Here is a 13257-nt window from a genome sequence, read left to right on the forward strand (position 1 = left end):
ACGCGCTGCACAGCCGCTCAAGATACATATCCAGCTCAGCCAAATTCGTCATTCCCGTCTCCTGTCGTTATGGACATTTCAACAGTATACGCACATAATTGAATTTATGACACAGTAAGACTAGCAGTCTGTCGGACTTGACTCGATAGAAACGGGCCACCCCGGTAAATGGGGGCCACCGACGAGTTGACGTAACGGGGCGCCCCGGTAAAATGGGGGTCATCGACGAGTTGACGTCAGCGAGGCCCGAATGAGCAGATTTATCTCCGTAGACCGACAGACCAGCTACCTGTTCCCACCATCGGTGGAGGACTGGCTGCCGGAGGATCATTTGGCGCGCTTCATCGTGGAGGTGATCGAGCGCCTGGACCTGTCTGCGCTGACGCGCCAGTATGCAGGGCGCGGTTCGGCGGCGCACCACCCATCCGTTTTGCTGGGCTTGCTCATCTATGGTTACGCCACGGGTTTTCCGTCGAGCCGCAAGATCGAACGCGCGACTTACGACTCGGTGGCGTTCCGCTACATTGCGGCCAACACCCATCCCGACCACGATACCTTGGCTGCCTTCCGGCGCCGCTGTGGCGAGCAGTTCGAACAGTTGTTCGTGCAGGTGCTGATGCTGGCGCGCGAAATGGGCATGCTCAAGCTGGGCAAGATCGCCGTTGACGGCAGCAAGGTCAAGGCCAACGCCAGCCGCCACAGCGCGCTGTCCTGGGGCCACATCAAGAAGATCGAGGCGCAACTGCGGCAAGAGGTCAAGCAGTTGATGGCGCTGGCCGAGAGCGAAGACCGCAAGCAAGTGCCGGACGGCATGGACGTGCCGCAGGAAATCGCGCGGCGCCAGGAGCGCCTGGCCGCGCTCGACGAGGCCAAGCGCAAGCTGGAGGAGCGTGCGCGGGAGCACGACGCGCAGGCGCAAGCCGAGTACGAGGCCAAGGTGGCCAAGCGCCAAGCCAAGCGCGACGCCGGCAAGAAGCCTGGCGGAAAGGATCCGGAGCCGCCCGGGGCCGGCGGTCCGTAGGACAAGGACCAGATCAACCTGACCGATGAAGAATCGCGCATCATGAAAGTGGGCAGCGGCTTCGACCAGTGCTACAACGCGCAGGCGGCGGTCGACACCGGCAGCATGCTGATCGTGGGGAGCTTCGTCACGCAGGCCGGCAACGACAGCCAGCAACTTCAACCCATGCTCGAAGTGCTGGCTCGACGCCAGGAGCAATTGGGGCAAGTCGGCCAAGTTCTGGCCGATACCGGCTATTTCAGTGCCGCCAACGTGGCCGCGTGTGAGGCGGCGGGAATGGTGCCGATGATCGCCATGAAACGCGAGCAGTACCATCTGCCCGTGCTGGACCGCTTCACGGAACCGCCGCCGCTGCCACCGGACCCGAGTGCTTTAGAGGCAATGGCGCACCGGCTGAAAACCCGGACGGGCCGCGCTGACTACGCCCTTCGAAAGCAGACCGTCGAGCCGGTGTTCGGCATCATCAAACATGTGATGAAATTTCGTCAATTCCTGGTACGCGGAAAGCAGCAAGTCGCCCACGAATGGAACCTGGTCGCCCTCGCATGGAACATGAAGCGCATGAACGTTCTGAAAATGGCCTGATAGGTCAAGAAAGTACGACATCCAGCGCGAAAACGCCGCGCCAGGAACCTTCCGCAGCGCACAGCAACGCTGTCCACGACAAGCTTACACCAGCATGCCCCAAAATTGAACCGGCCGCAGTCCACGCATCAACTCAAAAGCCTGAGTCCGACAGGCTGCCAGGCCGGCCGCGTCGAAGCCGGCCGCCCCCAAGCCGGCCGCCAAGGCAGGGCGCTGGCGCGCGCACCAGCCGCGCCGCAACGCAAGATTGCCACTGAGAATACTGTTGCTGACGAGTGGGAAACGTTCTGATTGTTTGCGCCAGCGCTAGCTTGACATAGCGCCATGTTGAGAATTTTCCACAAGGAAAGATATTTTTCCCAAAGCGTTCCAGAGGTCTATATTATTGCTCTTAGGCACTTATAGACCTCCTGAGGAAACGCCATGTTCAAGCACCTTTTGACCGCACTGCTCGCCGGTATCACCCTGATTCCTGCTGCTGCCGCCTCCGGCGCCGCCCTGACCGAGCTGGAAACGCGTTGGCTGAACGCCGCTGCTCCTGTGTTGGCGTATTCGCAACGTATCAACTTGCCAATTGATATCGTCGTGCAACCAAAAGCCCGTCCCGGCGATGTGCCGCTGGCGATGGGTTTTGTCGACGGCCGCTGCAAGCTGGTGCTGTCGCTGCGCGGCAACCCGGCTGCCGAAAACATTCTCAACACGGTGCCGCAAGCCGAGCGTGCCTTGCTGATCGAAACCATGGCGGCCCACGAGATCGGCCATTGCTGGCGTTACGTGCAGGGCGTGTGGCATGCCCTGCCGGCCGGCTTCGTCGAAACCGGTGACGAACACGCGCAGGACACGAGCTTGCTGGCCGAATCGAAAGCCATGCGCGAGATGCGCCGCGAAGAAGGTTTTGCCGACCTGGTCGCGCTATCGTGGGTCCAGCGCCAGCATCCGGCCGAGTATGGCCGCGTGTACGCCTGGCTGTCGACCCTGCGCGACGCGGTGCCGGTCGAACGCAGCGGCCACGATACGCGCACCTGGGTGCGCCTGGCGAAGAATGCCGACGGCTTCGGCCGTGGCGCCACCCCGTTCGATGATGCCGTGACCATGTGGCAAGCCGGATTGCTCAACGATGAATAAGCTCTGCGCCGCCGTGTTGCTGGCGCTGGCCGGCCCGGCGGCGTGGGCCGCGCCGGGCACCGAAGCCCAGTGGATCGCCGCCGCCACGCAAGCGGTCGCCTATGGCCGTGCGCAGGGCATGCCGATTGACCTGGAAATAGTCGACGGCAACGGTTTGCCGGGCCACACGCCGGTCGGGCTGGCCAGCGAAAACGGCCGCTGCACGTTGATCGTTTCGGCCAGTAACAATCCAACCGCCGACAAGCTCAGCGCGATGATCGCCCCCGACTTGCTCGACACCTTTCTGGCGGGCGCGGCGATGCATGAAGTCGGTCACTGCCACCGCCGCCTGAACGGCTTTCCCCATAACGAAAAACTGTTGCCCGTGGTGGCCTGGATCGGCCCCGTGCGCGACTGGTTCGCGCGCCGCGTGCGGACCGAGGAAGCCTACGCCGACATGACCGCCGTGGCCTGGATCGCGCGCTATCACCCCGAACGGTATACCGCGCTGGTCAATGAGATGCTGCGCGTGCGCACCCGTTTCCGCGAGCCCAAGCACGACACGGTCGCCCTGCTCGAGCGCGCCATCGCCGAAGGGCCGCAAGATGCCAACGAGAATCTTTTTACCCAGGTCGATGAGCGATTAATCAGATATCGATAGTCCTTTTACGTCCGTATGTACGTTGTCGCACAGATGTTGCGAGTGGTTAGGATGTTAAATCCGTCTACCAACAACCATACATTTAAAGGGACCACCATGAAACCTATCGTCGCCACATTGCTTGCCACCGCCCTCAGCGCCGCTTTCGCCAGCGCCTATGCCGCCGAGACGACCACCAAGACCGATACCGCGACTTACCGCACGATGACGCAAAAGGCCGACGCCGACTACAAGCTCGCCTCCGCACAGTGCAAGGACATGAGCGGCAACGCCCGCAACCTGTGCATGGAAGAAGCCAAGGTGACGCGCGCGCGCGCCGACCTGGCCGCCCTGACCGATTACAACAACACCCTCAAAGGCCGCACCAAGGCCCGCACCGAACTGGCCAATGCCGATTACTCGCTGGCCAAGGTCAAGTGCGCCGACACCAGCGGCGCCGAAAAAGACAGCTGCATGAGCAATGCGCGCGCGGTCCACACGGCGGCGCTGGCCGACGTCAAGGCGGACCGCAACATCCAGGTCGCCAGCAACGGCGCCACCGACACCATGAGCCCGGTTACCCGCACCACCACCACCGACGCCACCAAATCGGCCGCCGTGGACAAATGCGCCCAGGTAGCGGGCAGCCCGAACACCGGCTGCCTGGTCGATAACAACAACCGCAGCGCGACCACCGCCGGCGCTGTTGCCAACCGCACCGAGATGGCTGCCGACACGGCCGGTCAGCGCGCCGCCGACGCGGTCGGCAACGCCGCCGAAAAAACCCGTGCCGCTGGCGCCACCATGGCTGCCAAGACCGAACGCGCGATCGACAACATGGCCGACAAAACCGAGCGCGCCGCCGACACCATGGCGCCCAAGATGGACCGCGCCGCCGAAAAAACCGGTGCTGTCGTGGCCGACTCCGTGATCACCACCAAAGTCAAAGCCGACATCTTCAAGGAACCGGAACTGAAATCGATGGCCATCCACGTTGAAACCGAAAAAGGCGTGGTCATGCTGAGCGGTTTCGTCGATTCCAAGGCCGATGCCGAGAAAGCCGTGCGCCTGGCCAAGAGCGTCGATGGCGTGACGTCGGTCAAGAGCGCGATCAAGGTCAAGTAAGCCGAGCGCTACCGGGGCCGGACCCGCGCACAGCGGGCCGGCCCGCAGAAAACAGCGGCCCCGTGCGGTGCGACAATGCGATTCTGTTGCATTGCTGCACTGTGCGGGGCTTTGTTGCTGCAATCCATCGCGGCGCCCCCGCCCCACTGTATAATTTTCCTGTGAACAGACTCGAAGCCTTTGGATATATTGCCGCGCAAGCCGCACGCGGGGAGATCACCCTCCCGACCAGCGTGAACGCCGCCTTGCGCCTGCAACTTGCACTCGACAATCCCGATTGTCATATTGAAGACGCCATCAAGCTGGTGCTGGGTGAGCCGCAACTGGCCGCGCGCACCGTCGCGCTGGCCAACTCGGCCGCTTTCAACCGCAATGGCGACACCCCGATCATGAATGTGCGCGCGGCCGTCATGCGGGTGGGCTACCGCAGTTTGCAGACCCTGGTGGCCAGCCTTGTGGTGCGCCAGTTCGGCAGCCGCATCGTCGACCCGGGGTTGCGCGCCAAGGCCGAGCAGCTATGGGAACACACCGCCCATGTGGCGGCGCTGGCCCAGGTGCTGGCGCGCCGCGTGACGTTCGTCAATCCCGATACGGCCATGTTCGCCGCCATCGTGCACGAGGTGGGCGGGTTTTACCTGCTCTCGCGCGCCGATGAATTTCCGGGCCTGCTCGACGACGATCCCGAAAAATGGGCCGAGTTGTGCGAGGAAGTCGTCAGCCGCGAAGTGCTGAAAAAGCTGGCGATTCCCGAGACCGTCACCCAGGCCATCCTGGCCCTGCGCGATGGCTGGCTGACCATGCCGCCGAGCACCTTGCTCGACACCTTGTTGCTGGCCAATCAGTTCGCACCGGTCCGCTCGCCGCTTGGTGTGCCGGAAGAGCCCTTGCCCGAGCACGCCGATTCGGTACTCGACTTCGTCATCGACAACGATACCCTGCAATCGATCCTTGACGAGTCGGCCGACGAAGTCAAGTCGATGAGCGCCGCGCTGCTGGTGTAAGCCACTCCTTCTTTTCCTCTCTTCTTCTTCGATCGGCGGAACCAAAGCGCGTTCGCAGCTTCTAACCCCAGACAGGGACACGGGTCCCATGCCGGGGGAGCGATGAGGCGCATTGCGCATGCGTGGTTGGCTGTTGCCGGTACCGGGCCGCTGGCCCTGCTGCGCCCGCTGATCGCGTGCGCCACCTTGCTCATTCTCCTGCTGTGGACGCCGTCCGCCGCCGCGCTGGCCCCGGTGACCCTGCTCACGGTCGATGGCGCCATCGGCCCGGCCAGCGCCGATTATCTCGCGCGCGGCATTGCGCGCGCCGCGCAAGACGGCCACCAGCTGGTGATCGTCGAACTCGATACGCCGGGCGGGCTGGACACGTCGATGCGCACCGTCGTCAAGGCCATTCTGGGCTCGCCGGTGCCGGTGGCGGTGTACGTGGCGCCGTCCGGCGCGCGCGCGGCCAGCGCCGGCACCTTCATCCTGATGGCCAGCCACATCGCCGCCATGGCGCCCGGCACCAACCTGGGCGCGGCCACCCCGGTGCAACTGGGCGGGCCCGGGGGCGCGGACGCCGACCCTGATGCGCCGCCCGACAGCCCTCCCGATCCGGGCAGGGCAGGGCGCAAACAGCGCGAGCGCACCAACGATCCGCCAGGCGCGGCCGGCTTGCCTTCGGGTGGACCGGGGCGCGCCGGGGGGCCGGATGGGCGCTCCGGCGCGCCGCTGACGCGCAAGCAGGTCAACGACGCCGCCGCCTACATCCGCTCGCTGGCTGAACTGCGCGGGCGCAATGCCAACTGGGCCGAGCGCTCGGTGCGCGACGCGCTCAGCCTGCCCGCCAGCGAGGCCCTGAACGCCGGCGTGATCGACTACGTGGCCAAGGACGTGGCGGCATTGCTGGCGCAGGCCGACGGCAGGCCGGTCGCGCTGCGCACGGGCGCGTTGCCCCTGCACACGCGCGGGGCGCCGCTGCACGCCGCTCGTCCCGACTGGCGCACCCGGCTGCTGGAAGTCGTCTCCGATCCCGCGGTCGCACTGATACTGATGAGTATCGGCATCTACGGACTGCTGTTCGAATTCATGAGTCCCGGTGCGGTCGCGCCTGGCGTGGTGGGCGCCCTGTGCCTGCTGCTGGGACTGTACGGCCTGCACCTGCTGCCACTGAACTACGCGGGACTCGGGCTGATCCTGCTGGGCCTGGCCTTCATGGTGGGGGAAGCCTTCCTGCCCAGCTTCGGCGTATTGGGACTGGGCGGGATCGCCGCCTTCGTGGCCGGCGCGCTGATCCTGATCGACACCGACCAGCCCGGCTACGGCGTGCCGGCCGGGCTGGTGGTGCCGCTGGCCATCGTGAGCGCGCTGCTGGTCGCGGGCATGGGCGCGGTGGCGCTCAGGACGCGCCGGCGCCTTGTTGCGGGCGGACCGAACGCGCTGGTCGGCAGCTTTGCCGAAGTCATCGGCACGGGTGGAAGCGAGGCCTGGGCCAACGTCAACGGCGAAACCTGGCGCGTGGAAAGCGGCGCAGTGCTGCGGCCCGGGCAGGCGGTGCGGGTCGTCGCGCGCAAGGGGGCGCGGCTCGAGGTGGTCCCCGTCAACCATGTTCCGGCCGGCCATGCCCCTCTCAACCAGATCAACACAGGAGAATAACCATGGACGATGGACTCGGGTTCGGTATCGGCACGCTGGTGTTCCTGCTGTTGTTCCTGGTGTTGATGCTGCTGGCGATGTCGGTGCGCATCCTGCGCGAGTACGAGCGCGGCGTGGTGTTCCAGCTGGGGCGCTTCTGGTCGGTCAAGGGGCCCGGACTGATCCTGCTCATTCCGGTGCTGCAGCAAATGGTGCGGGTCGACCTGCGCACCATCGTGCTCGACGTGCCCAAGCAAGATGTGATCTCGCGCGACAATGTGTCGGTCAAGGTCAATGCGGTGTTGTACTTCCGCGTGATCGACCCCGAGCGCGCCATCATCCAGGTCGCCAACTTCATGGAAGCGACCAGCCAGCTGGCGCAGACCACCTTGCGCTCGGTGCTCGGCAAGCATGAGCTCGACGACATGCTGGCCGAGCGCGAACGGCTCAACATCGATATCCAGCAGGTGCTCGACGCCCAGACCGACGCCTGGGGCATCAAGGTGGCCAATGTCGAAATCAAGCACGTCGGCCTGGACGAATCGATGGTGCGCGCCATCGCCCGCCAGGCGGAAGCGGAACGCGAGCGGCGCGCCAAGGTCATCCACGCGGAAGGAGAATTGCAGGCGTCCGAAAAGCTGATGCAGGCGGCCAACGTGCTGGCCAAGCAGCAGGGGGCGATGCAGCTGCGCTACCTGCAAACCCTGGGCACCCTGGCCAGCGACAAGAGCACGACGATTGTGTTTCCGCTGCCGCTGGACATGCTGGGCGGGCTGCTCGACCGGGTGCGCGACAGTCCGGCCGGCTAAGACACCGGCGCGCCAGGGCGATCGAAGGGGCTCGCGCGCGCGTTTGCCCGCTCAGTGCGGCCGTGCGTGGATCGGGCCGGTCAGTGCAGGCCCTGCCATGCCAGGCCGATCCATTCGTGGGTGGCGTAGTACGAGCGGAACATGCCGCTCCAGCCGGGCACGAACATCAGCGGCGAGAGCGTGCTGCGCGAATATAACATGGTCGGCGCCGGCACGACTTCCAGGCCGGCGGCGCGGAAGGCGCGCCCGGCGCGCGGCATGTGCATGGCGTGCGTAACAAGCAGCACGCGCCGCACCCCGCCCGCCTTGAGAATGGCGGCGCTGTAGAGGGCGTTCTGGGTGGTGTCGGCCGAGCGTTCTTCGGTCCAGGCGACCGGCGTGCGGAAATCGTCGCGCAGGGCGCGCGCCATGGTGACAGCCTTGGGTGGAATACCTTTGTCCGGCTCGCCATTGCCGCCGCTGACCAGCAGCGGCAGATTGGTGGCGTGTTGCAGGTGCGCGGCGTAGCGCAGGCGCAGCAGGGCGATGTCGTCGGGAATATCGGCGCCGCCGTACTCGGGCGCGGCATGCACGTTGCCGGCCGCCAGCACCACGATGGCCTGGGCGCCGCTGTGAAGGGCGTCGGCCAGCGGCGCCGTGCGTTGTTCGAGGGGCCACACCAGCAGCAGCGAGCCGGCATTGGTCGACAGCACCAGCAGGGCGGCCAGTCCCAGCCGGCTGACGGCGCGCCCGCAGCGTGGCCAGCGTCGCCGCAGGGCGTAGCCGGCCAGGATCAGCACGATCAGGCTCATCGGTGGCATGAGCAGCACGCGCACGACGATGTCGATCATGGCCGCGGCGCGCGCCCGCCCGGCTCATGGCCTCGCTTGCTCACAGCGAGGCCCAGGCCTGGCGCAGGCCGAGCACGTGCACGATGCCGATGCCCAGGCAAATAGCCGAGCTCCAGCCCCAGAACACCAGGCTGCGACCCGGCATCAGGATCAACATCGGCACAAAGGCCAGGCCGCGCACCAGGTACACGGCGGTGATGGCGCACAGGATGACGCGCATCCATGGCAAGCGCGGCAGCACGCCGGCGCCGGCCAGCGCGTACGTGGCCCAGACCATCAGCACGGCGCTGATGGCGCCGGTGACGATGGCGGGATACCAGGAACCGGAGGCGGCCATGCGGGCCATCGGCTCGCCCGCGCCGAGGGCGCGATACCAGTCGGGGCCGCCGGCGATGCAGACAATGTGGAGGAGGGCCGCAGCGCCGCTGAGGCCGGCGGCGGCAAGGAGAAAGTGGGCGGACGGCTCGGTCATGGTGGCAGGCGGGGGCAGGTTGTCGCGCAATGCGAACGGTAAACTCACTGTGTGCGCCAGGAAATTGGCTTTCAGCGTAAAGTCATTATAAGATTAACAAAATGCATTGTGGAGCAGAACATGAAATGGGAAGGTAATCGCGAAAGCGACAACGTGGAAGATGTGCGCGGTTCGGGCGGCGGTGGCGGGGGCGGTTTTGGCTTCGGCGGACGTTCGATCGGCATCGGGTCGATCGTCATCGCCCTGGTGGGCGGCTGGATTTTCGGGGTCAACCCGATGACCATCCTGAACATCATGAGCGGCGGCGGCGGCGGTGGCGGACAGGCGCCGGTGCAGCAACAGCAAAGCCGGGCGCCGGGCGAGCCGGCCAGCGACCGCGGCTCGAAGTTCGTGCGCGTGGTGCTGGCCGATACCGAGGATGTGTGGACGAAATTGTTCCGCGAGCAGGGCGGCACCTACCAGAAGCCCGCGCTGCAACTGTATTCCGGCCGCACCCAGACCGCCTGCGGCGCCGGCAGTAGCGCGACCGGGCCTTTCTATTGCCCGGCCGACCGCAAGGTGTATCTGGACATGAGCTTTTTCCAGCTGATGGAACAGCGCTTCAAGGTCGAGGGCGAGTTTGCCCAGGCGTACGTGATTGCCCATGAAATCGGCCATCATGTGCAGCATGCGATGGGCCTGACCGACAAGGTCGACGAGGCGCGTCAGCGCGGCACCGAAAAACAGGCGAACGCAATGTCGGTGCGCCTGGAATTGCAGGCCGACTGTTTTGCCGGGGTATGGGCGTTTCACGCCAACCAGTCGCGCGCGATCCTGGAGCAGGGCGATGTCGATGCCGCGCTGAAAGCGGCAACGGCAATCGGCGACGATGCCTTGCAGCGCCAGTCGCAAGGCCATGTGGTGCCGGATTCATTTACCCACGGCACGTCGGAACAGCGCGCGCGCTGGTTCAAGCGCGGCCTCGACAACGGCCAGGTCGCGCAATGCGATACCTTCGCCGCGCGCCAGCTGTAAGGCCGCTCAGGCGTTGCTGAGCGCTTCGGCGCCAGCCATCAGCGACTCGACCGCGCGCTCGAACACGGGCGCGTGTTCCATCGTGCGCAAGGTTTCATCCTGCATCGCCGCCAGCAGGGCGTCGCGGGTGAAGGTGGCGGGCGCGGCCTGGCCCTTGACCGAAAACAGGTACAGGCTGCCGCGCGGGCTCACCGCATTCAGGCGTGCCGGCACGTAGCGCCCGTCGAGGGCGATTTCGAAGCCGGCGCCCGGCAGCGCCATACCCAGCCATTCCTGTTCGTCGGCGGCGCGCGCCGCGCTCTTGCCCGGATCGGTGTACAGGTCGGCGCGGATGCCGCGCTGCGCCAGCGCCGCTTCGAGCTGGGCGTGGCCGATGCTGACCGCGTCACGGCCCGCTTGCGGCACGCCGTCGAAGGCGGCGAAATGGGCGCGCAACTGGGCCAGGGTGGCGGGACGGGCCGAGGGCGGCTGGCGTTGGCCCAGCACATCCATGTGCACCATCACCAGCTGATCGAGCGCGGCCTTGGCCGCTTCCTGGCCCATGCCGACCGCGGCCAATCCTTCACGCACCCGTTTAACCATGCCGGGCAGCATGCTGACCATCACGGCGCGATCTTCCAGGGTGGTTTTTTCCTGGGAGCTCCAGACCAGCTCGGCCAGCATCGCCTGGCTGGCGCTCGCCTCGCTGGCGGGATGCGCCAGCACCCGGCTCCAGATATCGGTAATGAAATTGCCGATGCGCGGGTCGAGGTCGAGCGGATCGAGCAAGGGTGCCAGGGCGGTCGCGACATCGCTGTGGCGCGCACTGGCCGCTTCGAGCGTGCCGAGGGTGTCGATGCAGCGCGCCAGGCCCAGGTCGCTGCGCGGCAGCAGTGCCGACACGAACTGGTCGAGCTGGCGCTGGCCGTCGGTAAACGCTGTCATATCGGTGTCGAACCCGTCCAGCACCTCGTCGATGACTGTTTCGATCTGGCTTTCCAGCGCGGGATAGCAAGCCATCTCGGGCGTGATGCCGGTCGCGACCGTGCCGATCCGGTCGAGCAGGCGGCGCGCGGGATGCTGGGCGTCGTGCAGCATCGACGGTTCCTGCATGGCGGCGCGCAGGAAGGGGACGTGCAGGCGGCCAAGCTGCCCGCGCACGCCTTCCGGTAATTGCTCGTCATGCACGATGGATTCGAACAGCAGGCTGACCAGGTCGATCGTCACCCGCTCCGGCTCGCTGCTGGCGGCATCGGCAAGCCTGGCGCGCAGGTCGAGCGGGGCCGGCGCTTCACGGCTGGGCATCCCGCCGGCCTGGGCCGGACGCGCTTGCTGCAATTGTTTCAGTTGCGCTTCCAGGGCGCTGTGCCCGCCGCTGGCAGCGCCGGCCATGGCCGGCGCGTGGGCGTGACGGGGCGGGCGCGCCGCTTTCGGCTGGTTGAACACATTCCAGACCATGTCTTGCAGGTCGGGCAGGGGCTGCTGGGGCAGGGCGCCGTGGGCGGCCGGCGCCTGCCGCTGCTGCTGCATCAGGCGTTGCAATTCTGGAATCATGCGGGCTTGCTTCGGCTGGGCTGGCGGCTTGAGCGGGTCGGACAAGTGTGCCGCCGGCGCAACAGCGCGCCCGCTGGCGGGACCGTGCGCGATCAGCTGCTCCGCCGCCTTTTGCCAGGCAAGCCGGTCACGCTGGGCGCGCGTGAGCGCGGTCGGGCGCGCAGTCAGTTTGGTGGAAATGCCACGCGATTCGAATACTTCTTCTATTGCAACGTAGTATCCTTGCAGGCAATGCACCATCGCCAGCGAGAGGGTGTCGAACAGCACTTTCGACTGCGCCTCGTCCATGACGCACTGGCGCAGCGCCTCGTGCAGCGAGCGCGCCAGCAGGTACGGGCGGAAGGGGTTTTCGCGCTCGCGCACGTCGCCATCGCCATGCAACTGCGCAATCATCAGGTTCAGTCGCCCGAGACTGGGCTGGTCGGCGTCGCGCAGGCGCATCACCAGGCGGTCGATTTCGATTTGCCGCGTGACTACATCGTCCTCGATCAGGGTCAGGTTGTCGGCGCTGATGTCGTCGATGCTGGCGCGGGTGTCCATGTACATGGTGTCCATGGCGCGCTCGAGGTAGCTGGCGAAGTGATGCTCCATGCGCTCCTGCAACAGGACGGCGTTCTGGCGCAAGATGTAGCGGGCATTGGTCATCAGGCGCACGTCGGCCCCGCCTTTGCCCTGCAATGCCTTGTCCAGGGTGGCGCCGGCCTCGGCGATGGTTTTGGCGGCGAGGACACGAAAACCCGACAGTGCGGGTTGTTTCGCAAGCTGGAACACTCTTTTTGGTATTTGCATGGCGTTTTTTGTGCTCAAATGGATGAGCTGATCCGGATGTCTGTCAGCCATCATAGCGCATTAGAGCAACAAAGTTGGCTTGGATGCACTGTTCAGTTGCATTTATTTAATGAAGATGTATAAGATACAATGCTTGTTCGCGACCTCTGTCTATGCGTGTTGGCGAACCGACCACATGTAAGATCAACCTTAGTATCCCCAGAATGAAAATTTTCGCTGAACTCGATGATGCGGTCCTGAACAGAACTGTTCCGGCCAGTAACGATCCGATTGCTGTCGCCACGGCCCTGGCGGCCCCGGTGCGCCCCTTGCGCGTGATCGGGCGCGGCGATACCCTCACCGCGCAAAAAGTCGAGGTCGGCATCATTTTGCAAGCCATGCTGGGGACCGGAGGCGCTGCGGAGTATCTGTCTGACAACTCGGTCCACATCAGTGTGTCCTTGCGCGTGCTGACCAAACCGGGCTTGCGGCGTGGCAATCACGACGAATTCGGGATTCCCACCGATCTCGAAGGATAGACAAGCGTTGTTTCCCGGTGAGCGACGCGGCGGTCGCGCTCACTGATCCCTGGCCTGGTACCGTGTCCAGGCCGCTAGCCTGAATGTTTCATGAACTGCCAGTGCGTTGCTGGCTGGACGATACGAAACCTCGTCGGCAGTGTTTTCGATGGTCGCGGGTAATGGATGCCCTACCCGATTGAACGGGGCATCGAATGGA

Annotated in this window: 11 protein-coding genes and 1 pseudogene; 9 read left to right on the plus strand and 3 right to left on the minus strand. The window is 65.3% G+C overall.

Going from position 1 to position 13257, the window contains the following annotated elements; all coding sequences use genetic code 11:
- The first annotated feature begins 250 nt into the window (after positions 1 to 250).
- The 7 genes and pseudogenes from F2P46_RS34415 to F2P46_RS34445 all read left to right on the plus strand — a co-directional run bounded on the left by F2P46_RS34415 (position 251) and on the right by F2P46_RS34445 (position 7902).
- Positions 251 to 1606: pseudogene (locus F2P46_RS34415) on the plus strand (IS1182 family transposase).
- Between the two features lie 423 nt (positions 1607 to 2029).
- Positions 2030 to 2731 (plus strand): hypothetical protein, encoded by a 702-nt coding sequence (locus F2P46_RS34420; protein WP_166898837.1) that lies wholly within the window; start codon positions 2030 to 2032, stop codon positions 2729 to 2731.
- Positions 2724 to 3371, plus strand: a complete 648-nt coding sequence (locus F2P46_RS34425; protein ID WP_166898839.1) for a hypothetical protein — start codon at positions 2724 to 2726, stop codon at positions 3369 to 3371. Before F2P46_RS34420 ends, F2P46_RS34425 begins: the two co-directional genes overlap by 8 nt.
- Before the next feature lie 96 nt (positions 3372 to 3467).
- Positions 3468 to 4475 (plus strand): BON domain-containing protein, encoded by a 1008-nt coding sequence (locus F2P46_RS38085; RefSeq protein ID WP_229509579.1) that lies wholly within the window; start codon positions 3468 to 3470, stop codon positions 4473 to 4475.
- A 161-nt stretch (positions 4476 to 4636) separates the two neighbouring features.
- On the plus strand, positions 4637 to 5476 hold the full coding sequence (locus tag F2P46_RS34435; protein ID WP_166898841.1) for an HDOD domain-containing protein: 840 nt from the start codon (positions 4637 to 4639) through the stop codon (positions 5474 to 5476).
- Between the two features lie 102 nt (positions 5477 to 5578).
- Entirely contained in the window at positions 5579 to 7114 is a 1536-nt protein-coding gene (locus F2P46_RS34440) for a nodulation protein NfeD (RefSeq protein WP_166898843.1), read from the plus strand.
- Positions 7115 to 7116: 2 nt separating this feature from the next.
- Positions 7117 to 7902, plus strand: coding sequence for a slipin family protein (locus F2P46_RS34445; RefSeq protein ID WP_166898845.1), 786 nt, complete (start codon positions 7117 to 7119; stop codon positions 7900 to 7902).
- Between the two features lie 80 nt (positions 7903 to 7982).
- Here F2P46_RS34445 and F2P46_RS34450 read toward each other — a convergent pair whose 3' ends face one another.
- Together F2P46_RS34450 and F2P46_RS34455 are read right to left on the minus strand one after the other, a co-directional pair.
- Positions 7983 to 8732 (minus strand): YdcF family protein, encoded by a 750-nt coding sequence (locus F2P46_RS34450; RefSeq protein ID WP_166898847.1) that lies wholly within the window; start codon positions 8730 to 8732, stop codon positions 7983 to 7985.
- Between the two features lie 40 nt (positions 8733 to 8772).
- Entirely contained in the window at positions 8773 to 9252 is a 480-nt protein-coding gene (locus tag F2P46_RS34455) for a hypothetical protein (protein WP_368737989.1), read from the minus strand.
- 72 nt (positions 9253 to 9324) lie between these two features.
- Here F2P46_RS34455 and F2P46_RS34460 point away from each other — a divergent pair, with 72 nt between their 5' ends.
- A complete protein-coding gene (locus F2P46_RS34460; RefSeq protein ID WP_166898849.1) occupies positions 9325 to 10218 on the plus strand; it encodes a neutral zinc metallopeptidase in 894 nt (297 codons plus the stop codon).
- Positions 10219 to 10224: 6 nt separating this feature from the next.
- Here F2P46_RS34460 and F2P46_RS34465 read toward each other — a convergent pair whose 3' ends face one another.
- On the minus strand, positions 10225 to 12540 hold the full coding sequence (locus F2P46_RS34465; protein ID WP_166898851.1) for a DUF1631 family protein: 2316 nt from the start codon (positions 12538 to 12540) through the stop codon (positions 10225 to 10227).
- 203 nt (positions 12541 to 12743) lie between these two features.
- On the opposite strand from F2P46_RS34465, the gene F2P46_RS34470 reads away from it, so the two are divergent.
- Positions 12744 to 13058, plus strand: coding sequence for a hypothetical protein (locus F2P46_RS34470; protein ID WP_166898853.1), 315 nt, complete (start codon positions 12744 to 12746; stop codon positions 13056 to 13058).
- Positions 13059 to 13257 lie beyond the last annotated feature (199 nt).

The sequence above is a fragment of the Massilia sp. CCM 8734 genome (genome assembly GCF_011682155.1).
GTDB lineage: Bacteria > Pseudomonadota > Gammaproteobacteria > Burkholderiales > Burkholderiaceae_D > Telluria_A > Telluria_A rubra.